Raw genomic sequence first — 25034 nt, forward strand, 5'->3', positions numbered from 1 at the left:
TCAGAAACACCCGGCCAGAATCATCGCAATCAAATGTGGCCAAGTTGTATTTTGTTTACCATCCTACGAACTTTTCCTTAACCAAGTTTCAAGCTGCCTGTGCCATCATCGAAGCGATATATTTCTTCTATATTGGGTACGACGTCGAAAAGCTTGGAGTCTTTGAAGAATGGCAAGACCGATCCGCAAAGCCGTATTTCCCGTCGCAGGTCTGGGAACGCGCTTTCTACCTGCAACCAAAGCAATGCCAAAAGAAATGCTGACGATCGTTGATCGCCCGGTGATTCAATATGTGGTGGACGAAGCCAAGGCAGCGGGGGTTGAGCACTTTATTTTTGTCACTGGCCGCAACAAGTCGGTCATCGAAGATCATTTTGACGTTCAGGTTGAGCTGGAACACACCCTCGAGCAGCGCGGCAAACTGGATATTCTGCGCACCTTGCGCAAGGAGCTGCCCAAAGCAGGTCACACCAGCTTCACCCGCCAGCAGCAGCCTCTTGGTCTCGGTCACGCTGTTCTTTGCGCCCGCGAACTGGTCGGCAACGAACCCTTTGCCTTGCTGTTGCCCGACATGATCATGAACTCCGAACGCGGCTGTCTCGCTGAAATGATGGACATTTACGAAAAGCAGGACTGCAATGTCGTTGCGCTCGAAAAAGTCCCCATGAGCGAAACCCACAAATATGGTGTCGTACAGACCGGTACACAGAGCGAGGATGCCCACGAAATTCTCGGCATGATCGAGAAACCCTCACCGGGCACGGCACCCTCGGACCTGATCCTGTCGGGTCGCTATATCCTGAAGCCGGAAATCTTTGATTATCTCGCCCAGCAGCCTCCCGGCAGCGGCAACGAGATCCAGCTGACTGATGCGATGATCCGGTTGAACAATGACCAGAAATTCTTTGGTGTCGAGTTCAAGGGAGACACCTATGATTGCGGCTCGAAATCCGGTTTCCTGATGGCCAATGTTGCCTTTGGCATGCAGCGCGATGACATTGCACCCAATGTGGTCGAAACCCTGCGCAGCATTCTTGCCGATTATGACGCTGGCTCGGTCTGAGCCGCAATTAAACTGACAAACAGAGCCAACAAAAAAGCGGGCCAAGCCCGCTTTTTTTTCACTCTGCGCGATGTTCGATGGAACCAATCGGCACCAAACGCGCCACTATTCCACAAGACTGACAATATTGCCCGACGGATCGATCAGATGGGCCAGCGATCCCCCCCAGAATTGCCGTTCTGGCGGCGCGACAAATGGCACACCCCGCGCCTTCAGCGCTTTGTAAAGGTCGGGAAGATTGTCGACAGCCAGCGACAGGCCGGTAAACCGCCCGATCAACGAGGACTGAGGTCCTTGGCTGTCTTCCTGCTCGATAATCACCAGCATGCCCGGCTCAAACCCGACAGCGCCCTGCTCCGAGCGATCCCAAACCATCGGCCATTCCAGCGCATTGGCATAGAATTCACGCGCGGCTGCCAGATCTCTGACAAATATTCGAAAGGCGGTTACATGCATTGGCCGTCCCCCATAATAGCCCGGACATTTGTCCGACATTCGCATGCGGGCCATTCAACCGACATCCACCCGCACCAGCGTCATTTTGATTTGGCCATCGGGAAAACAAACTGCACCTGCATCAAAGGGCCGCCCCCGACAGGGAGCAGCCTTTGGCTTGAGGATGCGGAAATTTCCTTCCAGCATCAACAGTTTGGCAATGGTTTGACGTGTCAGTCAAGGAGTAATCCATCCTGAGGCCACAAAAGTGCCCGGCTTCTTGCCTGTTCAACCGTCAACAGCCGATATTGTTTGACAATCATCATCGACTGGTTCGGCGACAGACACAAAAGCCATGGACCGCACGACAACAGGCTTTCGACCAACTGATCAGAGAAACCCATCAACTTGAACAGACACAGGGTCTGCTCCCAATGCAGGGTCGCCATCATCCGGGCAACAATCTGATGTGGAAAGCCACTCATGCGAGCGATGCCGCAGACAACATCAGCAAACTGATCATTGGATGCATATTGCCGCAGGATCCCTTTGTCGAGCACGCCCTGCCGTTCCAGTTTGTCGATCTTGTTCAGGGACGATTCGAAACGATAGCGTGCCAGATAGGAATGCATCGACAGATCATATAACGGCCCGGGCACTTGTGCCTCGATGTCCTTCCACAAGCTGGCAACACTGAGATCATTGGTGCGTTTCAACGGCGCAGCAGCTTTGACATCCTCGACCCCATTGGCTTTGTCGCGACGGGACAATTCCTTGGCCAATGCCTGATCATTGGCCGCCGCATTCTTCAGAACACGCATGCCGATCGGCGAAATCTCTGCATCGGCGTTGGCTGCCAGCTTGATCAGCACCGAACCATGTTCTGATTCAATCAGCACATCGGTCACGACACAGGACAGTTGCTTGCGGAAGCAAATGGCAACCATATGGTCCTTGCCTTTGACATCGCTGACCTCAATCAGGTCCTGATCGGTCAAAACCGGAGAATGCTTGAGCACCGGATTCGCCACAGCAATGGCATCAAAAGCAAAGCGGCGAACGATCTGATGCGGCGCATTGCCAAGCGTGCTGAGCTTCTTGGCGGCAAAGGAACGCGTTTCCTCGCACACCAGATCAGCCAACCGTTGCATGACCGTATCATAAGTGGCGAGTTGCTCGTCCGTACAATGCTCAGCCGTCAGCGAAAACAATGTAGCGACATGGCGCATGAGCTCATCGCTCTTGTTTCTGTCGCCTTGACCGCTAAGGACTTTCCAGTCAACCAGTTCGGTTTTTAAGGTGGCAGTTTTCATTGTCTTTTCCCATTTCTGACCGCCCGTCTCGGCGGGAAACTGACTTATTTGAATTCCAAACTACCAGAACCGAATATACAAACGGCTAAACAGGGCATTGAGATTTTAGGATAAAGCATTGAAAACTAGAGCCAAATTTGCTTAAAATTTGACACAAATGAGACCCGCAGCATGAAGGATTGAGTTGACATATGCCCAAGCGCCCCGGAGAGAAAGAACTCGACACCGCCTGTCTGGCCAACGATGCCTGGCTCACCTTCATCGGCCATATCGAGACACAATACCAGACGCCCAAAGACTGTCCACGCAGTGGCGCAAACAGCGAAACCGAAGCCTTTTTGCGTCTCAAACCGGATTTTCTACCCGGCCTGAAGTCAGTGGAAACATGCAGCCATCTCATAGTCTTATACTGGATGGATCAGGCCATGCGGAGTCTGATCGAGCAGGCCCCCAAATTTGACAATCGGAGCCACGGCACCTTTGCCCTGCGCTCGCCCCATCGCCCCAATCCGATTGCCATCTCGACAGTCGAATTGCTTGCAGTCCTGCCAGATGGGTTGAAAATTCGCCATATCGATTGCGTCAATGGCACCCCTCTGCTGGACATCAAACCTTACTTCGCTCATTCCGATTGTGTACCTGACGCAACCGTCGGCTGGTTCTCGCAACGCGATGAGCGCACGCGATCTTAATTCTTCGGAAACCATGCACAAAAAAGCCCCGCTCAAATGAACGGGGCTTTCCGTTTCCAATGCGAAGCCTTAGCGGGAGAAAGGCTTGTATTGCACGCGTTTTGGATTGACCGCATCTGGTCCGAGACGGCGAATCTTGTCCTTCTCGTAATCCTCGAAGTTACCTTCAAACCATTCCACATGGCTGTCGCCTTCAAAGGCCATCATGTGCGTTGCAAGACGGTCAAGGAACATACGATCGTGGCTGATGACCACGGCGCAACCGGCAAAATCCTCCAGCGCATCCTCGAGCGCGGCAAGGGTTTCGGTGTCCAGATCGTTGGTCGGCTCATCGAGCAGTAGCACATTGGCGCCCGATTTCAACACTTTGGCAAGATGCACCCGGTTCCGCTGACCGCCAGACAGGGAGCCAACTTTCTGCTGCTGATCGCCACCCTTGAAATTGAAGGCGGAGCAATAGGCGCGGCTGTTCATCTCGCGCTTGCCAAGCTTGATGATATCATCTCCACCGGAAATCTCTTCCCAGACGGTCTTGTCGGCATCCAGCGCATCGCGGGACTGGTCAACATAGCCCAGATGAACCGTCTCGCCCAGACGCAAGGCGCCTTCGTCAGGCTGTTCCTGACCGGTCAACATCTTGAACAGGGTGGTTTTGCCCACGCCGTTCGGACCGATCACGCCAACAATGCCGCCCGGTGGCAGTTTGAAATCAAGCCCATCGATCAGCAGACGATCTGCGAAGCCTTTTTTGAGGCCTTCGGCTTCAATCACCACATCTCCCAAACGCTCTCCGGGTGGAATGATAATCTGGGCCGTGCCCGGCGCACGCTCTTCGTTGCGCTTGAGCAATTCATCATAGGCCTTGATACGCGCCTTGGACTTGGCCTGACGGGCTTTCGGGCTTGCGGCAATCCATTCCTGCTCGCGAGACAGGGCACGCTGGCGGGCGGCCTCTTCGCGGCCTTCCTGTGCCAGACGCTTGGCTTTCGATTGCAGATAGGCGGAATAATTGCCTTCGTAAGGGATGCCCGACCCACGGTCGAGTTCGAGGATCCAGCCGGTAACATTGTCAAGGAAGTAGCGATCGTGGGTAATGATCAGCACGGCGCCCTTGAAGTCCCGCAGATGCTTTTCAAGCCAATGCACGGTTTCCGCATCCAGATGGTTGGTCGGCTCATCGAGCAGCAGCAAGTCAGGCTCGGCCAGGAGCAGCTTGCACAAGGCCACGCGGCGCTTCTCACCACCCGACAGGACGGAAACATCGGCATCCGAGGGAGGACAGCGCAACGCATCCATTGCCATCTCGACCTGACTTTCCAGATCCCAGAGATTCTGACTATCGATAATGTCCTGAAGCTGAGCGCCCTCATCCGCGGTTTCGTCGGAATAATTCATCATCAGCTCATTGTAACGATCCAGAATGGCCTGTTTCTCGGCCACACCTTCCATCACATTGCCCAGCACATCCTTGCTTTCGTCCAGCATCGGTTCCTGTGGCAGATAGCCGATCTTGGCACCGTCTGCGGCCCAGGCCTCACCGGTAAATTCCTTGTCGAGACCGGCCATGATCCGCAGGATGGTGGATTTACCGGCCCCGTTCGGGCCGAGGATGCCGATTTTGGCGTCCGGGTAGAAGGAGAGATGGATATTGTCCAACACCTTCTTGCCGCCGCTATAGGTCTTGGAAAGACCATGCATGTGATAGATAAACTGTCGAGCCATTCAAACGCCACCATTTCAAAGGGGGGGGGGGGAAATCAGAGTTGCCCCGTTTTAATGGGCCAAGAGGCGGGTTTCAATCCCCTTTCCCCCTTTCATGAAGGAACGATGCTCGACTATCGGCCATTCGCCCATGCCAGATCAAGCATAGGCCGGCCCGCAAAGCAGGCGCAGCCAGAAAGAATCGGCAGGATTGGTCGAGGGAGTGCCGTCTTTTACGACGCCTCCCGGAGTTCTTCCTCATGATGGAAGCAATTGCGACCGGACTTTTTACTCATGTAAAGCTGGGCATCGGCGCGGGCCATCACATCACAGGCATGATCACCGAACCGAGACATAGCCCCCCCCACCGAAGCGGTGAAGGAAACGGTCTCCCCGTCAAGCTCGATCCATGATTCCCTGAGCAGCAGAACCAGCCTTTTTCCAACAGCAACCAGCCCTCCCTCCGAGATATTGGGCAGAAAGACGACAAATTCATCACCGCCCCAGCGACAAGCGACATCGGTCGGCCTGAGCGTCGCGATCAAGGTGCTTGATACAGCCTTGATCACCCGGTCTCCAACATCGTGCCCCCAACGATCATTGACGCTTTTGAAATTGTCGATATCAACATAGAGCACCCCGAACGGCACCTTGTTCTGCCGCCATGCATTGCCGAAGCCGTTCAGAGAAATGTCTGCCTGACGCCGATTGCCAATGCCGGTCAGCGGATCGGTCACAGTGGCCTGACGCAGTGCCTCGACCTCGGAGCTGATTGCCATTGTATGACTGCGATCTGAAAAAATCTCGACAGAGCCGACAATCTTGCCCTCTTCATCACGCATTGGCAGCGAACGGATACTCACCGGCACCCGATGCCCGTCCTTGTGATGCATGAAGACATTGACGTTGCGCGATTCTCCATCGCGCATGCATCCAGCCAAAGGGCACCCTCTTCGGCACAAATTGCGACCATTCTCATCCACATGGTTGAGTGTATTGTCCGCACAGCGCTTGCCGAGCATTTCCTCGGCTGTATATCCACTCAATTGCTCAGCGGCCTTGTTCCAGTAAAGCACCTCGCGACGACGGTTGACGAAATAGATGCCGTCATTGAGTGAATCCAAGATATCCTTGTAAAATGACTCATTCATAACATGTCTATGCTGCCATCGGTCGACTGCCACAATTGAACAGATCTGGGCCGAACGGCATTACCCCCACAATGCAGAATAAATGGCGTTTCTAATTAATCCTTTAATCGCGTGCAACGCAAAAGCATGAAACCAATTGTTGAGTTAATAAAAACTTGCGACAAATTGTCCCTAATAGACCAGATGGTTAAAGAAAACTATTACCCCAAATCCACCGATGCCAAGCGCGCCTGCGCCCTCTGGTTAAAGCCAGAAGCCTTACAAGATGTAAATTTTTGAAGCGGTAGTTTTTAAGCTTTACACCAAAGACAAGCACCACACCGCAAGGCCTAACCCAGCGCCAGCCAATCAATTTCGCTTCGACCATGGTCGCTCAAAAAGCCGTTGGCGCGGGAGAAGCAGCGCGATCCAAGAAAGGCATCAAAGTCCAAACCGGCCTTACGTGCCCCCAAAGGACTCGGGTGAGAGGTCCGAACAACGCAGTGCCTGTTTTCATCGATGGCCGCAGCAAGTTTGTGGCTATGCTTGCCCCAGGCAAGAAACACCACCGGATCAGTTTTCTCATTGACCACGTCCAGCACAGCGGCGGTAAAGTCTTCCCATCCCTTCTTGGCATGAGAAGCGGCCTCTCCTTGGCGAAGCGTCAGGCAACTATTCAGCATCAGCACCCCTTGCGCTGCCCAACCGCGCAAATCTCCATGCAGCGGCACATCAAGACCGCAATCTTGAGACAATTCCTTATAGATATTGTTGAGCGAACGGGGCGGCTTGATCCCAGGCGAGACGGAAAAGGATAGTCCCATTGCATGCGGCACGTCCCCTTCCAAGCCCGGATAAGGGTCTTGTCCCGTGATCACCACCCGCACAGAGGCCAGTGACGTTTGCTTCAGGGCATTCAGCCGCAATCCCCGATGTGGCAAAATCCGATAGCCCCTTTCTTCCTCACAAAGCCAGGCTTCAAGTGCTTCAAGACGCCCATGCTGGTCGCGCAACGCCTCGTACCAATCACCACAGGCACGCAGTTCATCCAGCAAAGTTTCCATCTGTCTCTCCCAAACTTGTCTCTGACCCTTCGCCTCTCAATAAACAACCCACACTCTCCCCGCAATCGCCTGGCCGTCAAACCACAGCCCATAAATTCAATCAATCGATTGATTAATTTTTCAATTAGGTCTATTCTGGATCCCGAAACCCACATTCAATGAGCATCCAACATGGCGCAGGAACGATCGATCCAAACCAGACAGGCCCTGATCAAGGCAGCTTTCCAGCTGTTCGGAGAAAAAGGATTTGCCGCAACGTCCACCCGCGAACTTGCCGCGGCGGCAGGCACGAATGTCGCCTCGATCCCCTATCACTTCGGCAGCAAGGCTGGTTTGAAAATGGCCTGTGCCGACATCATCATCGAGCATATGACCCGGTTGCGTCAGGAACCGAGCGTCCAAGCCCTGCCAGACATCATTCAAACAGCCGAGACCACCTTCGAAAAACTGTTTCTGCGTCAGGCCTATATCCTGCTCAGCCTGCAAGAGGCTGAGCCGATGATCCGTTTTCTGTTCAGAGAAGCCCATGAACAGAGCGATGTCTTCGATCACATCTACAACACGCTGTTCCGCCCCCTGTTGGAATTCTTATTGAGCCACTGGGTCGAAGCCATCGGCGCGGAGCCGCACGTCGCCGAAGAGGAATCCACCCGCATCACCCTCTTCTCGATCATCTCACAAATTGCCTATTTCCGGATCGCCCAGCCGATTGTTGCCCGCCACTTGAACTGGCACGGCTATAACCGCGAGGAAGCACTCGCTGTCCTGTCTGTCCTGCAAACCAACATTCGCGCCATCATTGCCGCCCACAGGAGCGCATCATGACCTTTCTTTGCTCCATCCCGTTTCTGAGCCTGCTCTTCAATGCCTGCCTGCCGCCTGCACCTTTGGCCACCGGCTATGTCGAGGGCGATTATGTGCTGATCGCCCCGATTGAAACGGCTCAGATCGCCGCCATTCCGGTCAAGCGCGGCGAAAGAGTGGCCTTTGACCAGCCCTTGGCTATGCTCGAACGCCGTGACGCGGAAATTGCAGTCGCCGAAGCCGAAGCCACCATCGCACAGGCCCGCAGCAAGCTGGCAAACCTGAACAGAGGGGCGCGGCCCGAAAAGATCGCCACCCTGCAAGCCTCCATCGCGGCGGCCCAGTTCAGCGCCGAAGAAGCCAAACGCGACATGGACCGCCAGCAAAAACTGATGGAAAAGGGCACGGTGTCGAAAAGCAAGTTCGATTCTGCCCACACTTCCTATGATGTCGCAAAAGCCAAGGTCGAAGAGCTGAAAGCCAACCTCGCCTATACCAAGCTACCCGCCCGCGAGGACGAAATCGCCGCCGCCAAAGCCAGCGTCAAACAGGCCGAAGCCGCGCTTGAAAAAGCCGAATGGCGCCTGCGCAAACGCACGCTCAAAGCCAGCCAGACTGGCATCATCGTCGATATCATCCGCGATCTGAGTGAAGTCGCAGGCCCGCAAGCCCCGATCCTGTCACTGCTGCCCGACAATGGCACCAAATTGCGCCTCTATCTACCTGAAAAAGACCTTGCCTCGATCAAGGTCGGCAGCCAACTTGATGTTGAATGCGATGGTTGCAAAAACCCCGGCAAGGCGATCGTCAATTACATTTCGGACGGCCCGGAATTCACGCCTCCGGTCATCTATTCCCTCGAAAATCGCCAAAAGCTGGTCTATCAGATCGAGGCACGCCCGGCTCCTGGTTCAGACCTCAAGCCCGGCCAAATCGTCTCGGTGCGGCTTGCGCCATCCCCAGCATCAGCGAAGTGAGGAGAGCGGCATGAAAGCCATTGATGTTCGCAATCTCGTCAAACGCTTTGGTGACAAGACCGTCGTCAACAATGTCTCCTTGTCCGTCGATCAGGGAGAGATTTCCGGTTTTCTCGGACCCAATGGCTCGGGCAAGACAACCACCATTCGCGTGATGTGCGGCCTGCTCACCCCCGATGAGGGCGAAGGCACTGTGCTTGGCTTCGACTTGCACGACGATCAGCTGAAAATCAAACGGCAGGTTGGATATATGACGCAGAAATTCTCCTTCTATACCGACCTGACAATTGAGGAAAATCTCTACTTTGTCGCCCGGCTTTATGGCCTCAGCCCGGCCCGTGACCATGTCCGCGATACGCTGGAAAATCTCGGCCTCACATCACGCAAGCATCAATTGGCGGGGCTTTTGTCCGGCGGCTGGAAACAGCGCCTGGCGCTCGCTGCCTGCATCATGCACAAACCAAAACTGTTGCTGCTTGATGAGCCGACCGCAGGCGTTGACCCCAAGGCACGACGAGAATTTTGGGATGAAATCCACACGCTGGCCGCCGATGGCATGACCGTGATGGTCTCCACCCATTATATGGACGAGGCCGAACGGTGCCACCGGATCAATTACATCGCCTATGGCACCCTGCTCACCTCAGGCACCGTGCAGGAAGTGGTGGCCGAAGCAGGTCTGCATACCTTCATCCTGTCGGGTAAAAATGCCCTGATGGCTGCCAAGGCCCTGCAACAGATCGACGGCGTCGATCAGGTCGCCCCCTTTGGCAATGATCTGCATGTGGTTGGCAAAGACAAAGTCAAACTCGAGCAGATCGTCCGCCAGACCGCCAGCCGGTTCGACATCAGCGCCGCCGCCGGAGAAACGACCTTGGAGGATGTTTTCATCCAATATATGAGCCAGTCGACCGACAATATGGCCGACAACAAACAAGGAGAGCGGTCATGAACCACTATTTCTCCTTTTCCCGTCTCTATGCCCTGCTGGCCAAGGAAGTCACCCAGATGATGCGCGACCGCATCACCTTTGCCATGATGATTGGCATCCCGCTCATCCAGCTCGCTCTGTTTGGCTTTGCCATCAACACCGACCCCAAACAATTGCCCGCAGCGCTCGTCACCACCTCGCAGGATCAATTCACCCGCGCCATGGTTTCGGCACTCGAAGTCACCGATTATTACCGCTTTGACCATGTGGTCAGCTCCCATCTTGAGGCCAGCCGCCTGATGGAAGAGGGGCGTGTTTCCTTCATCGTCACCATTCCGTCCGATTTCTCCAGACGGGTGCTGAAAGGCGATCACCCACAAATCCTGATCGAGGCTGACGCCACCGACCCGGCGGCCTCCTCCGGCGCGGTCTCCACATTGACGACGGTCGCCAAACAGGCTTTTCAGCGTGAACTGGGCAGGGTTGAATCGGACGCGTCCAACATCGATATCGTCGTCCATCGCCGCTACAATCCCGAAGGCATCACCCAATATAACATCGTGCCGGGGTTGCTCGGTGTCATTCTCCAGCTGATCATGGTGATGATGACCTCGATGGCGCTGACCCGCGAGGTCGAACGCGGCACGATGGAAAATCTCCTCGCCATGCCCGCCACGCCATTTGAAATCATGCTCGGCAAGATTATGCCCTATCTGGCGGTCGGCGCGGTGCAGGTGACAGTGGTGCTGGTCGCCGCCAAAACCCTGTTCAGCGTGCCCTTTGTCGGCTCCCTCTGGCTGTTGTTGCTCGGAGTCTTCATTTTCATCTGTTCGCTGGTGCTGATTGGTTATGCCATCTCGACAGTCGCCGGCAGCCAGATGCAGGCGATGCAAATGAGCTTCTTCTTCTTTCTGCCCTCTTTGCTTTTGTCCGGCTTCATGTTCCCCTTCAAGGGCATGCCGGGCTGGGCGCAAGTGATTGGCGAGATTTTCCCCCTGACCCATTTCCTGCGGCTGGTGCGCGGTATCATGCTCAAAGGGGCCGATATCCATGCCATGCGCGCCCCCTTGATCGCGCTTCTCATCTTCACGATAGCGCTTTCGGCCATTGCCTTATTGCGCTTCCGCAAGACGCTGGATTGATCCTTACCACTGGAAGTCGCAGCCAGACGGTCTTATATTCAAGCCACTGCAATATCCTTTCCCTCGTGCGAAAGAGCCAAGACATGTCGATGAGCCAACCCGTCTCTTGGGCCTTCAAGACAACGGGCCTGACCAAAGTCTATGGGGAAGGCAACGCCGCCGTTCATGCCTTGCGCGGGGTCGATCTCGAAATCCCCAATGGCGAAATGGTCGTTCTGCTGGGTGCATCCGGCAGCGGCAAATCCACCTTGCTGAATATTGTCGGCGGTCTGGATCGCGCCACCGATGGCACGGTTTTGTTTCAAGACCTCGACTTGACCGCCCTGTCCGATGACCGCCTCACCCTCTATCGCCGCGATCATGTGGGCTTTGTCTTCCAGTTTTATAATTTGATGCCCAGTCTGACTGCGTATGAGAATGTCCAGCTGGTCACCGAAATCGCCGAAGACCCGATGGAGCCGGATGAAGCCTTGGCCCTTGTTGGCCTCGCCGACCGGGCTCATCATTTCCCGGCCCAATTGTCCGGCGGTGAGCAGCAACGGGTCGCCATTGCCCGGGCCATCGCCAAAAAGCCCAATGTGCTCTTTTGCGACGAACCCACTGGGGCGCTCGACAGCACCACGGGCCGGGTGGTGCTGGAAGTGCTGCGCGACGTCAATGAACGGCTCGGCGCAACGCTTCTGATCGTCACCCATGCCGCCAACACCGCCGCCATGGCCGACCGGGTGGTGCATTTTGCCGACGGGCAAATCCGCGAAGTGGTGGTCAATCAGACCAAACTCACCCCCGACCAGATCGAATGGTAGGGCGAAAGAGGTGAGGATGTCTCCACTCAACCAAAAGCTGGCACGGGATCTCTGGCGCATGAAGGGGCAGGCCATTGCCATTGCAGCCGTCATCGCCACCGGCGTCATGCTGCTGGTCATGATGTCGGGCGTTGTCACCTCCCTGTCCGAGACCAAACGCGCCTATTATGAGCGCAACCGGCTGGCCGACATTTTCGCCCCCGTCAAGCGCGCGCCGCTCCATGTCATCCGCGATCTGGCTGCCCTGCCCGGCATTTCGGTTGCCGAAGGTCGGGTGACGGGGTCAGCCCTGATCAGCCTTCCGGGCTTGGCGCTTCCCTTGCGTGCCAGCGCCGTTTCCCTGCCCGATGATGGCAAGCCGCGTTTGAATGAAATTCACCTGACCGATGGCCGCCGCATCAGCCGCGACAATGCCAATGAGATCCTGCTGCTCGAAAGCTTTGCCAAGGCCCATGGCCTCACCCCCGGCGATCATCTCTCCGCCACGATGAATGGGGCCCGCCGGTCTTTCCTGATTGTCGGCCTCGCCCAGTCACCGGAATTTCTCTATAGCGTCGCGCCGGGGGAAATGATCTCCGACGACAGCCGTTATGGTGTCATCTGGATGAGCCAGACCGCCCTGTCGGCGGCCTATGACATGCAAGGAGCCTTTAACGAAGCCATCCTGTCTCTGGGCCGCAGCAACAATCTCGCCGACATCCTCGACCGGATCGACCGCATTCTCGACCCCTATGGTGGGCTTGGGGCCTATGGCCTCAAGGACCAGACTTCGAACCGCTTCATCGCCGAAGAAATCAAGGGCATGGAATCCTCGTCAAAGGTCGTGCCTCCCATTTTTCTCGCGGTCGCAGCTTTCCTGCTCAACATCGTCATTTCGCGCATGGTGCAGGCCGAGCGCGAACAGATCGGCCTGATCAAAGCCTTTGGCTACACAAACTGGGAGGTCGGCGGCCATTATTTCAAATTCGTGCTGGTGATCGCCATCGGCGGCGCTCTGATCGGCTGTTTGGGTGGCATCGCGCTGGGACGTGGCATGCTGACCATGTATCAAGCCTATTATAAATTCCCCATTCTGGTCTTCCAGCTCGAACCCGCCGCCTTTGTCACCGCCTTTGCCACCTCCATTCTGGCGGCTTCCGCCGGGGGCCTGTTGGTGTTGCGCACGGTCTTTGCCTTGACGCCTGCGGTCGCCATGCGCCCGCCAGCGCCAGCGGATTATTCCCGCACCGGACGTTTGGGGGCCAGCCTCAACCGCCTGCTTGATCAGCCAAGCCGGATGATCCTGCGCCGCCTCACCCGCCAGCCGGGCCGCATGCTTGGCTCGCTCGCGGGCATTTCGGCGGGCATGGCCCTGTCGGTCTCGATGATTTCCCTGCTGGCAGGGTTCGACAAAACCATGGACCTGACCTTCAATGTCATGGATCGGTCGGAGGTCACCGTCACCTTCACCCATCCGCTCGCCAGCCGCACCATTCATGAGCTGCAAAGCATGCCCGGCATCCTGCAGGTCGAGCCGGAGCGCTCGGTCGCCGCCACCCTGCGCCATGGCTTGAACAGCTATCGCGGCGGCATCACCGGCCTGATCGAGGACCCAAGGCTCAAACGCGCCGTCGCCCGCGATCTCTCCCCCATCCCCTTGGGGCCGCAAGGCATCGTGCTGTCCAAAGCCCTCGCCAAAACGCTCGACATTGTGCCGGGGCAAAGCCTGACGGTTGAGATCCTCGAAGGCCGCCGCCCGACACTGACCATCCCCGTCGCCAACATCGCTGAAAGCCTCATCGGTTCCCCCGCCTATATGCAGCTCGACGCGCTCAATCGCGAGCTGAAAGAACCTTTGCGCATCTCAACGGCTTATTTGCGCATCGACATGAAACAAAAAGACCGCATCTTCAAGCAACTCAAAGACCGCCCCTATGTCGCCGGAGTCAGCCTCAAATCCGACGCCCGTGCCGCCTTGCAGAAAATGATGGATACGGGCGCAGGCTCCACCCGCTATGTCATGCTGGCCATCGCCGCCATCATTACCTTTGGCATCGTCTATAATGCCGCCCGCATCGCTTATGCCGAACGCCTGCGCGATCTTGCCAGCCTGCGCGTCATGGGCTTCACCCGCGCCGAGGCCGCCTTTGTGCTGCTTGGTGAACTGGGCGTGATCACACTCACCGCCCTGCCCCTTGGCTCGCTTCTGGGCTATTATCTGGTCTATGCCATGGCAGAAGGCTTCAGCACCGACCTCTATCAGGTCCCCATCATCTTTTCGCCGGCCAGCTACGGCACAGCTGCGCTTGCCGTCCTCATGGCTGCGGCTTTTTCCGGCTGGCTGGTAAAACGCGACATCGACCGGGCCGACCTTGTGTCCGCCCTCAAAATCAGGGAATGATCCAGTTCACGCTGGGAGTTATCTCATGGCCAAAAGAAAATCTCGTTCTTTTCTCACCATCGCCGCCTTGCTGGTCACCGCCGCCGCGCTGGCCTATGCCTTTTGGCCGCGCCCCTTGATGGTCGATATGGATGTCGCCAAACGCGGCGCCATGATCCAGACCATCAATGAAGAAGGCCGCACAAGGGTGCATGATGCCTATGTGGTCTCCACCCCGGTGGCCGGACGCCTGATGCGGGTCGAAGCCAAACCCGGTGACGCGGTGATCCGCAATGAAACCGTCGTCGCCCAAATGCGGCCGCTCAATCCCGCCGCCCTTGACATCCGCACCCGCGAGCAGGCCCGCGCTGCGGTCACCGCTGCTGAAGCCGGCCTGCGGGTCGCCCGCGCCGACCTCAACAAGGCCATCGCCGATCTGGAATTTGCCGACAGCGAATGGCAGCGTTCCAAGCAACTCGCCGCCAAAGGCAGCGAAAGCCAAGCCTCGCTGGACCGCAAGCAAAGCACGGTGCGCAGCGCCAGCGCCATCCGCGACACCGCAGAAGCCGCCATTGCCATGCGCGAAGCCGAGCTGGCCAATACCCGTGCCCGTCTGATCAGCTTTGATGACCCACAGCCAACCAGTGCTCAGGCCGACGATCATGCCATCCCGCTCAAAGCCCCAACCACCGGGCATATCCTACGCGTCATCCAGCAAAGCGAAACGACGCTGACCGCAGGCACCCCGATCATGGAAATCGGCAACATCGAGAATGACCTCGAAGTGGTGGTCGAACTGCTCTCCACCGACGCGGTGCAGGTCAGCCCCGGCGATCGGGTGATCATTGAAGATTGGGGTGGGGAAGCCACCCTCTCCGGCGAGGTCGAGCGGGTCGACCCTTGGGGCTTCAAGAAGTTCTCCTCCCTTGGCGTTGAAGAACAGCGCGTCAATGCGGTCATCCAATTTACCGGTCCCAGAGACACGCGCCTGCGCCTTGGCCATGGTTATCGGGTCGAGGTCCGCATCGTTATTTGGGAAAGCAAAGATGCTCTGATCATCCCCTCCAACGCCCTCTTCCGCGATGGCGAAGACTGGGCTGTCTTCAAAGTGATCGACGGCAAGGCCCAGCAAGCCCGCGTCAATATCGGCCGCAACAATGGCATCAAGGCCCAGATCCTCGACGGCCTGAAAGAAGGCGACCCAATCATCCTCTACCCTTCCGCCGGCATCACCAACGGCGTAAAGGTTGCCCAGCGGACGATGGAATAGCAAAGGAAGACGCAATCGGGGCACAACCGCGCAAACAAACCGTAAAATCATAGCTAAGTTATTGAAAAGGTTGGTAGGACAGGAGGGACTTGAACCCCCAACCAGACCGTTATGAGCGGTCGGCTCTAACCAATTGAGCTACTGTCCCGAACCGGCTTGCTCGTCCTGACAGCGGACTGCAACAGCAGGGTGCATCTGACCTATACTGAAATGCGCCGACAGGCAAGCCCCGCAACGCCAACCAGTGGATAGCAGAATAGGCCTTCCAAGCCATGCATCCGGGTTATCCCCGACGATAAGTCCTCACTCCCTAATCCAGCCACAAAGTCGCACAACACTCACCCCACAATCGGGCTTGGTTTCAAAACCATGGTCCTTGCTGCGACTGGTCCCTTTTCAATGACCATTGCCCCGCGCTTTCAAGCCAAGGCATTTGATATTCGGAGACATAACTCATGAAAAAGCAGTTTCTGGCCCTTGCCACCGTCCTGCCCCTGTTGGCGCTACCAGCCCATGCTGATGAGGCCAAGGGCGGCACGATCTCGGTCACCGGAACCGGCATCATAGACATGGCCCCGGACATGGCCCTCGTCAGTGCAGGCGTCCAGTCCCGCGCCAAACAAGCCCAGCAGGCCTTAGCCGAAAACAACACCAAGATGCAGGCCCTGTTTGCCGAGCTGGAAAAAGCAGGCATCGACAAGAAAGACATCCAGACAGACAATTTCAACATCCATCCTGAAATCGTCTATCCGCAAAACAACAATTCCAACATCCAGCGCGCGCCTGAAATTGTTGGCTATGTGGTCAACAATCAGGTTGGCGTGAAAATTCGCAAACTGGAAAATGTCGGTTCGGTTCTCACCGCTCTGGTCAATGCCGGGGCCAACAACATGTCGGGCCTGCGCTTTGATGTCTCTGATAAAGCGAATCTGATGGACGAAGCCCGCAAGGCGGCCATTGCCAATGCCCGCGCGAAGGCCGAGCTTTATGCCACTGAGCTGGGCACCAGCATCAAACGCCTCACCTCACTAAGCGAGAATGGCGGCAATCGTCCCCCGGTCCCGATGATGATGCGCGCCGGCAAAGCAGAGATGATGGTCGCCGACGTCCCCGTCGCCGAAGGCACCCTGTCCATGTCCATCACCATCAACACCAATTGGGAGTTGGCCCAATAAGCCATTGCCAACATGGTCCAGAACGAAAAAGGCCGGACATTTGTCCGGCCTTTTTGTTTCCAAATCCAAGCTGCCCTTAGCTGTCCAAGAAGCTGCGCAGTTTGCGGGAGCGGCTTGGATGCTTGAGTTTTCTCAGCGCCTTGGCTTCGATCTGGCGAATACGCTCACGGGTCACCGAGAATTGCTGACCAACCTCTTCCAGCGTGTGGTCGGTATTCATGCCGATGCCGAAGCGCATGCGCAGCACGCGTTCTTCACGCGGGGTGAGCGAGGCCAGCACGCGGGTCGTGGTCTCGCGCAAGTTGGCCTGAATGGCCGCATCGATCGGCAGGATCGCATTCTTGTCCTCAATGAAATCACCCAGATGGCTGTCTTCCTCGTCGCCGATTGGCGTTTCAAGGGAGATTGGCTCCTTGGCGATTTTCAGCACCTTACGGACCTTCTCAAGCGGCATCTGCAGCTTCTCAGACAGCTCTTCCGGCGTTGGCTCACGACCAATTTCATGCAGCATCTGGCGGCTGGTGCGGACAATCTTGTTGATTGTCTCTATCATATGCACCGGAATACGGATGGTCCGGGCCTGATCGGCAATCGAGCGGGTGATCGCCTGCCTGATCCACCATGTGGCATAGGTCGAGAATTTGTACCCACGGCGATATTCGAATTTATCGACCGCCTTCATCAGGCCGATATTGCCTTCCTGAATGAGGTCGAGGAATTGCAGACCGCGGTTGGTGTATTTCTTGGCGATCGAAATCACCAGACGCAGGTTGGCTTCGACCATTTCCTTCTTGGCTTGACGGGCTTCCCGCTCGCCTTTCTGCACGGAGGAAACGATGCGGCGGAACTCGCCGATTTCAAGGCCCGTCTCGGTTGCCAGCATCTGGATGTCTTCACGCAGTTCAGCGATCCGGTCCATCTCGTGATGGATGAAGTCTTTCCAGCCACGGCTGGTCAAAGTCGCAACACGCTCGGACCATGCCTGATCCAGCTCGTGACCCTGATATTGCTTGAGGAACTCACCACGGTTGACACCGTAGGCTTCGGCCAGACGCAACAGACGCCCTTCACGACCGACAAGCTGCTTGTTGATGTCATAGAGCTGGGAGACCAGAGCATCGATACGATTCTGGTTCAAAGAAAGGCTCTTGACCTCGACAATGATGTCTTCCTTCAGCTTGTCATATTTCTTTTCCTGCTGAGGAGACAAAGCCTTGTTGGCCATGCGGACTTCAACGATTTGATCCTGCAGGCGGCGCAGCTTCTTGTAGTCGTCGGCAATCTGGTCGAAAATCGTCAGAACCTTCGGCTTCAGCTCGGCTTCCATCGCCGCGAGAGACATGTTGTTCTCGAGATCGTCATCGTCATCGTCGTCGCCTTCTCCTTCGCTCTCGGGTTCTTCCCCCTCCTCGCCGGATTTCGGCTGAGCGGCACCAGCAGGCTTTGGCGTATCAGACGAAGCAGCGGGCGCACCGGATGCTTCGGTGGCAACGCCCTCCGCAGTCTCATCGCCCTCTTCCTCGTCGTCATCCACGTCATTGTCCGGGCCAGCATAGGTGGCCTCAAGGTCAATGATGTCTCTGAGCAGAATATTGCCTTCGACCAGTTCGTCACGCCAGATAATAATGGCCTGGAAAGTCAGCGGGCTTTCGCACAATCCGGCAATCATCGCCTCGCGACCGGCTTCGATCCGCTTGGCAATGGCAATCTCGCCTTCTCGCGACAAAAGCTCAACCGACCCCATCTCGCGCAGATACATCCGCACAGGATCGTCGGTCCGGTCCGTCGGCTCCTTGCTGGTCGTGGTTTTCGCTACAGCCGTGGACCCTTTGGCTTCCACCAACTCGGTCGAATTGCTCTCGCTTTCGTTTTCTTCGGCTTCTTCCGCCTCGATCACATTGATGCCCATGTCAGACAACATCGACATGGTATCCTCGATCTGCTCGGAGGAAACTTCTTCAGAAGGCAGAACCTCGTTCAACTCGTCATAGGTGACATATCCGCGCTTCTTGGCAGTCTTGATCATCTGCTTGACGGCAGACGCGGTCATGTCCAGCAGCGGTGCGTCGGAACTTGCACCTTCTGAGCCGGACTTTTCTTCAGTATTCTGTGTTGCCTTTGTTGCCATTCCTGTCTCCAAGGATGCTCCATTCAGACCCTGTGCTGAACGTCATCCATTCGCACGGACGCTATTTCATATCCATCAGGCACTCGCCTTGCCAGTGGCATGATTTTTCAGGATTATCGGACCTTCATACCGTGTTGACGTTAAACGCCCCTTAACCGAAACCTGTTGCATGCAGCTGTCTTAACCCCTCAAGACCCTATCCACACCCAATCAGGCCGGTCAGACCAATTGGTCTGCGGCTCAGGTTTCCTTTGAATAACGCAGCTAACAATCATTCCCTCGCCAACTTGACTTTGGCGCATAGCGCTGCCGAACCATGATATTTAGCGCAGTGATTCGATTCGGCAACCCCCACAGACGTCAAAAACCGCCAGAAAACCGACTTTTTTGAATCATTTAGCGCAATTTACCCTGCAATCAAGTCCTCCCCTACGGCCAAGTAAGCAAAGCAACTGATTCGTTTTGACCAGAATGAAGCTGATTCGGTACAGGTCAGCCCATGCCCGGCTTGGCCAATTGCGCCAGGGTATCTTCCAGAGTGTCCGAAATCCCGCTTTCCTTCATCTGATTGTAGAGTTCGGACAATTCCTGCTCTTCACGCAGATTTTCCTCGCGCCGCCGATGCAGCTCGTTATTGAGGGTGCGGATTCGATCGAACAGGGCCTCATCCACCGAGCCGGACAATTGCCCCATTTCCCGCTCGAGGTCCTTCTCGATCTCACGCACTTCCAGCACATTCAGATAGGACTGGAACAGACGCTGCAAGAAGAGCCGCGAAGGCCCATAGACCAGTTGATGCACCCGTCGACGCCCGGCAAGACGCCAGCCCCATGGATGAACAAGGCTGCCATCCTCCTTGCGTTCCTCAAACCCATGAAGGTCGTCAAGCAGCCCCTTCAAGTCATCGCCGCAATGAAAATAGACATCTTCATAGGATTGGGCTTTGTGATCGAAGATGATTTGCGCCAGCACATGCTTGAAGGCCTCAAGGCTTGCCTTTTGGAACGGCAGTTCGAGAATCTGTTCGGCAAATTCCTCAAACAGGAAAGGCATGTGGATCGCCAGACCAATGAGGCAATATTCATATTCGGTCGACTGCCCCTCTTCCGGCACCCGCGAGATATTGCCCGATGCTTGCAAGGCATTCGATGGCCCTGCCCCCTTACCAGCCCGCGCCCCACCGCCGGTGAATCCGCGATTGCGGCTTTCATCCCGCTTCTGCCGCTCCTGTTGCCAGAACAGGGTCGAGAGCGCCGATTTAAACGACAATTGATATTGTCGCCGAACCCGCTCATCCTGAATGGTATTGAGCAGATCCTCGATTCGTTTCTCAAACGCCGCCTTGCGCTCTGGTGTATCGACCGGCTGAGCGTCCAACTCCCGCTCCCAGATAACCTCGGACAACGGCTTGGCCGAACCAAGCACCGGCCGGAAGGCCTCGGCCCCGCCACTGCGCACCAGATCGTCCGGGTCCTTGCCGTCTGGCAGAAAGACGAACTGGAAGGAATAACCAGCCTTCAAACTGGGCAAAATGCGCTCAATCGAGCGGTGGGCCGCCTGTCGCCCTGCCCGGTCGCCATCAAAACAGATGTAAGGCTCATTGGAGAAGCGCCACATGCGGGCAATCTGCTGCTCGGTAAAGGCGGTTCCAAGGGAGGCCACCACATTGCGTATGCCCGCCTGATGCAGGGCAATCGCATCCATATAGCCCTCGACCACAATGGCCGACCCTGCCTCGTAGGCAGCTTGTCGCGCCCGATGGGCGTTGAACAGCATCGTGCCCTTGAAGAACAGCTTGGTTTCGGGCGAGTTGAGATATTTCGGCTTGCCGTCCGGATCAAGGATACGGCCACCAAAAGCCACCACGCGACCCTTTTCATCCTCAATCGGGATCATCAGACGATTGCGGAATCGATCATAGGTCGCCCGACCATCATCAGGCTTGATCACCAGCCCGGTCGCCAGCATATCATCTTCGCTGACACCGCGCTCCAGCAAATAACTTTTCAGATGATCGCGACTATTGGCAGAATAGCCGAAGCGGAAGGTCTTGAGCGTTTCCCCCGTCAGGCCACGCGCCTGCGCATACCGCCTTGCCTCACGCCCGAGGTCCGAGCTGAACTGCAGCTGGAAATAGCGCGCAGCCATTTCCATCACATCATAAAGGCTGGCCCGTTCCCGTTCCCGCCGTTCAACCTGAGGGTCCGGTGAAGGCAGGACAACGCCCGCCTGTTGCGCCAGCGCCTCGACGGCCTCGGGAAAGCTCAGTCCTTCGGTCTCCATCAGAAACTTGAAAATGTCCCCATGTTTGCCAGAGGAGAAGCAATGATAGAACTGCTTTTGATCATTGACGAAGAAAGACGGTGTTTTTTCCTTGTTGAAGGGCGACAAACCGGCATATTCCCGCCCCTGGCGGCGCAGCTTGACCTTGCGACCCACCACATCCGATACCGGAATCCGTTCACGGATTTCCTCCAGCAGACTTTGCGGAAACTTCATGGATGCGACCAGACTTTCATTCTTTTATCAGCCATCGATCAGGCATCAGCCTTTGATCCGGGCTCGCGAGCCGAATGGCTCCCAATTGCCACCCCCTTCATGCTACAGAAAGTGGGGCAAAATGCCAGTCTCGTAAAGAGACGGCAGGTCAAACGCACAATGGCCCCCGACCAAGGGAGCCATTGCGAAACTCTGTTAAAACAGACGGTCAGATCAAAGCAACATGCCCTTGACGATGCAGCTTGCCTTACCAAAATCCATTTGGCCCGGATAATGCGCCTTCAAATGCGCCATCACCTTGCCCATATCGCGCAGGCCACCGGCATCCAGTTCCTCGACCGCCCGCGAGCAGGTAGCCGCAACCTCGTCTTCACTCATTTGCTGAGGCAGGAACTCCTTGATGATCACCGCTTCTTCCCGCTCCTGTTCAGCAAGTTCCAGCCGACCGGCCTCTTCATAAATTGCAATCGACTCATCGCGCTGTTTGACCATCTTGGCCAGAATTTGCAGCAATTCGTCGTCAGAAACCCGTTCCTTGCCTTGTCCACGTGCTTCGACATCCCGATCCTTGATCGCAGCGCTGATCAGTCGCAAGGTCGCAATCCGACGCTTGTCCTGAGCCTTGATCGCTTCTTTCAGGTGTTCCGAAATTTGCTCACGCATATTTGCCTCACATCTCATGACTGGCCGGGCACCCATGGTACCGCTGCCAGATCTCGACGGTAGAAGTTTCATCTGGACATAGTCTGTCGACACAAATGTCTATCAAAGCCAGACCACATCTTTCTTCAAAGACTTACCGCATCGCTCGTGCGTCAAGATTCACGGACAATGCACCGTTACATGGCGGCAACCAGTGCTTTTGGACGCCATTTGGCTATCACAAAAACCTAACCTGAATACAGCCACAGCGGCCAAAGAGCAAGTCGACATTCCACTTATAGCCCTTCGTCGCTACGAAGGATCTGAGCATGTACAACAAAAAGATCTCGGTCGCCAGAGGAGATTTACGCAGCATCGCAACACAAAATGCCGAATAAGTCAGAAAATCAGAACTATTATCTGATTAATTTTCAACATCACATTGACGATGGCCATCTTTTGCCCTAGATCATGTCTTCTGAGAACAGGTGTTTCCAAATCCGCCAAACCGCCCATGTTCTGCAAGCGCCTGACGGGCGCTGGCGGGCTGCAAACTGGCACGAACCCAGCACGAACCTGACACGGTCACTGGCTTGGACGAGGGAAACGAAACACTTTCAGGACGCATTCGGCATGGCTCACCCCGCTACCAACTCGGCCCCAGCACCTTGGGAAGATACCAAACCAACCGCCTTGCTTGTCTTGGCGGACGGCACTGTCATTGAAGGACAAGGCATCGGCAGCACTGGCTCTGCGGTTGCCGAGGTTTGCTTCAACACCGCCATCACCGGCTATCAGGAAATCCTGACGGATCCCTCCTATGCTGGCCAGATCGTCACCTTCACCTTCCCGCATGTGGGCAATATCGGCACCAATGAGGAAGACGTCGAGACGATCGACATGGAAAGCGAGACGGGCGTCCGCGGCACGGTCATCAAGACCGATATCACGGAACCATCCAACTATCGTGCCTCCCGCCATTTCGACGCCTGGCTGAAAAGCCGTGGCATCATCGGCATTGCCGGTGTGGACACCCGCGCCCTGACAGCTCTCATCCGCGAAAAGGGTCTGGCCAATGCGGTCATCGCCCACGCTCCGGATGGTGACTTCGATGTCGACGCCCTCAAACGTCAGGCAGCGGGCTGGAATGGTCTTGTCGGGGCTGACCTCGCCAAGGATGTCACCACGGCGGCCAGCTTCGAATGGAACGAAACCCCTTGGCAATGGGACAAGGGCTATGGCGAACGCGCCGAAGATGCCTTCCATGTGGTGGCCATCGACTTTGGCGTCAAGCGCAACATCCTGCGTCTGCTGGCAGCACAGGGCTGCAAGCTGACCGTCCTGCCTGCCATAGCAACCGGCGAAGAGATCCTTGCCCTTAATCCCGACGGGGTCTTCCTGTCGAACGGCCCCGGCGACCCGGCAGCAACCGGCACCTATGCCGTCGACGCCATCAAGGCGGTGATCGAGGCGGGCATTCCTTTGTTCGGTATTTGCCTTGGCCATCAGATGCTGGCGTTGGCTCTTGGTGCCAAGACCGAGAAAATGCATCAGGGCCATCACGGCGCCAACCATCCGGTTCAGGACAAGACCACCGGCAAGGTCGAGATCACCTCGATGAATCATGGCTTCGCCGTTGATGGTGAGACCCTGCCTGCTGGCGTCTCCGAGACCCATGTGTCGCTGTTTGACGGCTCGAACTGCGGCCTGGCGGTAGACGGCAAACCGATCTTCTCGGTGCAGTATCACCCCGAAGCCTCTCCTGGCCCGCAGGACAGTCATTATCTCTTCACCCGCTTCACCAATCTGATCCGGGTGAAAAAAGGCATGGAGCAGCGCCCGGAATAACAGCCGCAACCGCTGATATTCAAATACAGAAAACCCGCCCAAGGCTCCTGCCCGGCGGGTTTTCTTTTGTCCTTAAAGGGCGTGTCTCAGGGATTGGCGACAGAAAAGGTATCACACGCCGCCACCTTGCCGCCCTCATAGCCACGGGTAAACCATGCCTTGCGCTGAGCGGACGTGCCGTGGTTGAAGCTGTCAGGCACTACATAACCTTGCGTGCGCTTCTGCAAGGCATCATCACCGATCTGGGTAGCCGCATTCAGGGCTTCTCCCAGATCCCCCTGCTCCAACAGGCCTTTCTGGTTGGTACGATGGGCCCAGACGCCAGCATAACAATCCGCCTGCAATTCGACCCGGATCGACATTTGGTTTTCTTCCAGCTTGCTCATGGAGCGCCGCATCTGATTGAATTTAGGCAGCACCCCGGTGATATTCTGGATATGGTGCCCCACTTCATGGGCAATCACATAGGCTTGGGCAAAGTCCCCCGGCGCCTCAAAACGGGTCTTCAACTCGCGGTAAAAGCCAAGATCGATATAGACCTTCTGATCTCCCGGACAATAGAAGGGCCCGGTCGCCGAAGAGGCTGACCCGCAGGCTGATCGGACCTGATTGGAAAAGAGAACCAGCTTCGGCTCGGGATAGCGCTCTCCCGCCTGCTGGAAGATCTTCCCCCAGACATCTTCCGTCTCGGCTAACACGACTTTCACAAAGGCCGCCATCTCGTCATTGGCAGCAGATTGCCCCGGTTGGGCCTGCTGGCTCTGCGGTGATGTCTGTTGCGGGAGATAGACATCCCCCCCACCCATCAGCATTGAAAGGATTGTGGTCGGGCTGACTCCCATCATCCAAAGAACGCCCCCCACAACCAGAAGCACAATCAGGCTTGGGCTGCCACGACGCCCCCCTCGCCCCAAAGGCAGGCGGATGCTGCCCCTTGGCATGGAAGCGGGACGCATCCCTCTTTGATCTTCCACATTGCTGCTTTGTCTTCGTCCTCGCCAACGCATGTCTTAAGTCCCTGAATCTCGCACCCGGTCCATAGTCACAAAGAGCTT

20 protein-coding genes and 1 tRNA gene are annotated in these 25034 nt (G+C 56.3%); 11 read left to right on the forward strand and 10 right to left on the reverse strand.

What is annotated here, in order from left to right; genetic code table 11:
• The first annotated feature begins 169 nt into the window (after positions 1 to 169).
• Positions 170 to 1063: a UTP--glucose-1-phosphate uridylyltransferase GalU gene (galU, locus tag DSD30_RS10205; protein WP_114009506.1), complete on the forward strand. Its 894-nt coding sequence runs from the start codon at positions 170 to 172 to the stop codon at positions 1061 to 1063.
• Between the two features lie 105 nt (positions 1064 to 1168).
• Here galU and DSD30_RS10210 read toward each other — a convergent pair whose 3' ends face one another.
• Both DSD30_RS10210 and DSD30_RS10215 read right to left on the reverse strand, forming a co-directional pair.
• A complete protein-coding gene (locus DSD30_RS10210) occupies positions 1169 to 1573 on the reverse strand; it encodes a VOC family protein (RefSeq protein ID WP_114009507.1) in 405 nt (134 codons plus the stop codon).
• Between the two features lie 158 nt (positions 1574 to 1731).
• The gene (locus DSD30_RS10215) at positions 1732 to 2811 is read right to left on the reverse strand and encodes a DUF2336 domain-containing protein (RefSeq protein ID WP_114009508.1); all 1080 of its coding nucleotides are present in this window, start codon (positions 2809 to 2811) and stop codon (positions 1732 to 1734) included.
• A gap of 191 nt (positions 2812 to 3002) precedes the next feature.
• Here DSD30_RS10215 and tsaA point away from each other — a divergent pair, with 191 nt between their 5' ends.
• Positions 3003 to 3503, forward strand: coding sequence for a tRNA (N6-threonylcarbamoyladenosine(37)-N6)-methyltransferase TrmO (gene tsaA, locus DSD30_RS10220; RefSeq protein WP_114009509.1), 501 nt, complete (start codon positions 3003 to 3005; stop codon positions 3501 to 3503).
• 69 nt (positions 3504 to 3572) lie between these two features.
• Here tsaA and ettA read toward each other — a convergent pair whose 3' ends face one another.
• The 3 genes from ettA to ung all read right to left on the reverse strand — a co-directional run bounded on the left by ettA (position 3573) and on the right by ung (position 7398).
• Entirely contained in the window at positions 3573 to 5225 is a 1653-nt protein-coding gene (gene ettA, locus DSD30_RS10225) for an energy-dependent translational throttle protein EttA (protein WP_114009510.1), read from the reverse strand.
• Positions 5226 to 5437: 212 nt separating this feature from the next.
• On the reverse strand, positions 5438 to 6355 hold the full coding sequence (locus DSD30_RS10230) for a sensor domain-containing diguanylate cyclase (protein ID WP_114009511.1): 918 nt from the start codon (positions 6353 to 6355) through the stop codon (positions 5438 to 5440).
• Positions 6356 to 6684: 329 nt separating this feature from the next.
• A complete protein-coding gene (gene ung, locus DSD30_RS10235; RefSeq protein ID WP_114009512.1) occupies positions 6685 to 7398 on the reverse strand; it encodes a uracil-DNA glycosylase in 714 nt (237 codons plus the stop codon).
• 171 nt (positions 7399 to 7569) lie between these two features.
• On the opposite strand from ung, the gene DSD30_RS10240 reads away from it, so the two are divergent.
• The 7 genes from DSD30_RS10240 (at position 7570) to DSD30_RS10270 (ending at position 15687) form a co-directional block, all read left to right on the forward strand.
• Positions 7570 to 8223 carry a CerR family C-terminal domain-containing protein gene (locus DSD30_RS10240; RefSeq protein ID WP_114009513.1) on the forward strand — a complete coding sequence of 218 codons (654 nt, stop codon included), beginning with the start codon at positions 7570 to 7572 and terminating at the stop codon, positions 8221 to 8223.
• Positions 8220 to 9179: an HlyD family secretion protein gene (locus DSD30_RS10245; protein WP_114009514.1), complete on the forward strand. Its 960-nt coding sequence runs from the start codon at positions 8220 to 8222 to the stop codon at positions 9177 to 9179. The genes DSD30_RS10240 and DSD30_RS10245 overlap by 4 nt, the downstream gene beginning before the upstream one ends.
• A gap of 10 nt (positions 9180 to 9189) precedes the next feature.
• Positions 9190 to 10131, forward strand: a complete 942-nt coding sequence (locus DSD30_RS10250) for an ABC transporter ATP-binding protein (RefSeq protein ID WP_114009515.1) — start codon at positions 9190 to 9192, stop codon at positions 10129 to 10131.
• Positions 10128 to 11252: an ABC transporter permease gene (locus tag DSD30_RS10255; protein ID WP_114009516.1), complete on the forward strand. Its 1125-nt coding sequence runs from the start codon at positions 10128 to 10130 to the stop codon at positions 11250 to 11252. Before DSD30_RS10250 ends, DSD30_RS10255 begins: the two co-directional genes overlap by 4 nt.
• 89 nt (positions 11253 to 11341) lie before the next feature.
• Positions 11342 to 12058, forward strand: coding sequence for an ABC transporter ATP-binding protein (locus tag DSD30_RS10260; RefSeq protein WP_114009711.1), 717 nt, complete (start codon positions 11342 to 11344; stop codon positions 12056 to 12058).
• Between the two features lie 16 nt (positions 12059 to 12074).
• Positions 12075 to 14438, forward strand: coding sequence for an ABC transporter permease (locus DSD30_RS10265; RefSeq protein ID WP_114009517.1), 2364 nt, complete (start codon positions 12075 to 12077; stop codon positions 14436 to 14438).
• Positions 14439 to 14463: 25 nt separating this feature from the next.
• On the forward strand, positions 14464 to 15687 hold the full coding sequence (locus DSD30_RS10270) for an efflux RND transporter periplasmic adaptor subunit (RefSeq protein ID WP_114009518.1): 1224 nt from the start codon (positions 14464 to 14466) through the stop codon (positions 15685 to 15687).
• Positions 15688 to 15758: 71 nt separating this feature from the next.
• On the opposite strand, the gene DSD30_RS10275 is transcribed toward DSD30_RS10270, so the two are convergent.
• A tRNA-Ile gene (locus tag DSD30_RS10275) sits at positions 15759 to 15835 on the reverse strand.
• A gap of 307 nt (positions 15836 to 16142) precedes the next feature.
• On the opposite strand from DSD30_RS10275, the gene DSD30_RS10280 reads away from it, so the two are divergent.
• Positions 16143 to 16862 (forward strand): SIMPL domain-containing protein, encoded by a 720-nt coding sequence (locus tag DSD30_RS10280; protein WP_114009519.1) that lies wholly within the window; start codon positions 16143 to 16145, stop codon positions 16860 to 16862.
• Positions 16863 to 16938: 76 nt separating this feature from the next.
• Here the strand turns inward: DSD30_RS10280 and rpoD are convergent, their stop codons facing one another.
• From rpoD to DSD30_RS10295, 3 genes are all read right to left on the reverse strand, one after another.
• A complete protein-coding gene (rpoD, locus tag DSD30_RS10285) occupies positions 16939 to 18990 on the reverse strand; it encodes an RNA polymerase sigma factor RpoD (protein ID WP_114009520.1) in 2052 nt (683 codons plus the stop codon).
• Between the two features lie 492 nt (positions 18991 to 19482).
• The gene (gene dnaG, locus DSD30_RS10290; RefSeq protein WP_114009521.1) at positions 19483 to 21489 is read right to left on the reverse strand and encodes a DNA primase; all 2007 of its coding nucleotides are present in this window, start codon (positions 21487 to 21489) and stop codon (positions 19483 to 19485) included.
• A gap of 213 nt (positions 21490 to 21702) precedes the next feature.
• On the reverse strand, positions 21703 to 22152 hold the full coding sequence (locus tag DSD30_RS10295; RefSeq protein ID WP_114009522.1) for a GatB/YqeY domain-containing protein: 450 nt from the start codon (positions 22150 to 22152) through the stop codon (positions 21703 to 21705).
• A 612-nt stretch (positions 22153 to 22764) separates the two neighbouring features.
• Between DSD30_RS10295 and carA the strand changes: the two genes are divergently transcribed.
• A complete protein-coding gene (carA, locus tag DSD30_RS10300) occupies positions 22765 to 23979 on the forward strand; it encodes a glutamine-hydrolyzing carbamoyl-phosphate synthase small subunit (RefSeq protein WP_114009523.1) in 1215 nt (404 codons plus the stop codon).
• Positions 23980 to 24065: 86 nt separating this feature from the next.
• On the opposite strand, the gene ypfJ is transcribed toward carA, so the two are convergent.
• A complete protein-coding gene (gene ypfJ, locus DSD30_RS10305; protein ID WP_114009524.1) occupies positions 24066 to 24986 on the reverse strand; it encodes a KPN_02809 family neutral zinc metallopeptidase in 921 nt (306 codons plus the stop codon).
• Positions 24987 to 25034: the final 48 nt, after the last annotated feature.

Source organism: Cohaesibacter intestini (assembly GCF_003324485.1).
In the GTDB taxonomy this organism is placed as follows: Bacteria; Pseudomonadota; Alphaproteobacteria; order Rhizobiales; family Cohaesibacteraceae; genus Cohaesibacter; species Cohaesibacter intestini.

What these genes read in the sequence shown, in the direction of transcription:
- galU (WP_114009506.1), top strand. Translation starts at nt 170, where the DNA reads ATGGCAAGACCGATCCGCAAAGCCGTATTTCCCGTCGCAGGTCTGGGA.
- DSD30_RS10210 (WP_114009507.1), bottom strand. Translation starts at nt 1,573, where the DNA reads ATGGCCCGCATGCGAATGTCGGACAAATGTCCGGGCTATTATGGGGGA.
- DSD30_RS10215 (WP_114009508.1), bottom strand. Translation starts at nt 2,811, where the DNA reads ATGAAAACTGCCACCTTAAAAACCGAACTGGTTGACTGGAAAGTCCTT.
- tsaA (WP_114009509.1), top strand. Translation starts at nt 3,003, where the DNA reads ATGCCCAAGCGCCCCGGAGAGAAAGAACTCGACACCGCCTGTCTGGCC.
- ettA (WP_114009510.1), bottom strand. Translation starts at nt 5,225, where the DNA reads ATGGCTCGACAGTTTATCTATCACATGCATGGTCTTTCCAAGACCTAT.
- DSD30_RS10230 (WP_114009511.1), bottom strand. Translation starts at nt 6,355, where the DNA reads ATGAATGAGTCATTTTACAAGGATATCTTGGATTCACTCAATGACGGC.
- ung (WP_114009512.1), bottom strand. Translation starts at nt 7,398, where the DNA reads ATGGAAACTTTGCTGGATGAACTGCGTGCCTGTGGTGATTGGTACGAG.
- DSD30_RS10240 (WP_114009513.1), top strand. Translation starts at nt 7,570, where the DNA reads ATGGCGCAGGAACGATCGATCCAAACCAGACAGGCCCTGATCAAGGCA.
- DSD30_RS10245 (WP_114009514.1), top strand. Translation starts at nt 8,220, where the DNA reads ATGACCTTTCTTTGCTCCATCCCGTTTCTGAGCCTGCTCTTCAATGCC.
- DSD30_RS10250 (WP_114009515.1), top strand. Translation starts at nt 9,190, where the DNA reads ATGAAAGCCATTGATGTTCGCAATCTCGTCAAACGCTTTGGTGACAAG.
- DSD30_RS10255 (WP_114009516.1), top strand. Translation starts at nt 10,128, where the DNA reads ATGAACCACTATTTCTCCTTTTCCCGTCTCTATGCCCTGCTGGCCAAG.
- DSD30_RS10260 (WP_114009711.1), top strand. Translation starts at nt 11,342, where the DNA reads ATGAGCCAACCCGTCTCTTGGGCCTTCAAGACAACGGGCCTGACCAAA.
- DSD30_RS10265 (WP_114009517.1), top strand. Translation starts at nt 12,075, where the DNA reads ATGTCTCCACTCAACCAAAAGCTGGCACGGGATCTCTGGCGCATGAAG.
- DSD30_RS10270 (WP_114009518.1), top strand. Translation starts at nt 14,464, where the DNA reads ATGGCCAAAAGAAAATCTCGTTCTTTTCTCACCATCGCCGCCTTGCTG.
- DSD30_RS10280 (WP_114009519.1), top strand. Translation starts at nt 16,143, where the DNA reads ATGAAAAAGCAGTTTCTGGCCCTTGCCACCGTCCTGCCCCTGTTGGCG.
- rpoD (WP_114009520.1), bottom strand. Translation starts at nt 18,990, where the DNA reads ATGGCAACAAAGGCAACACAGAATACTGAAGAAAAGTCCGGCTCAGAA.
- dnaG (WP_114009521.1), bottom strand. Translation starts at nt 21,489, where the DNA reads ATGAAGTTTCCGCAAAGTCTGCTGGAGGAAATCCGTGAACGGATTCCG.
- DSD30_RS10295 (WP_114009522.1), bottom strand. Translation starts at nt 22,152, where the DNA reads ATGCGTGAGCAAATTTCGGAACACCTGAAAGAAGCGATCAAGGCTCAG.
- carA (WP_114009523.1), top strand. Translation starts at nt 22,765, where the DNA reads ATGGCTCACCCCGCTACCAACTCGGCCCCAGCACCTTGGGAAGATACC.
- ypfJ (WP_114009524.1), bottom strand. Translation starts at nt 24,986, where the DNA reads ATGCGTTGGCGAGGACGAAGACAAAGCAGCAATGTGGAAGATCAAAGA.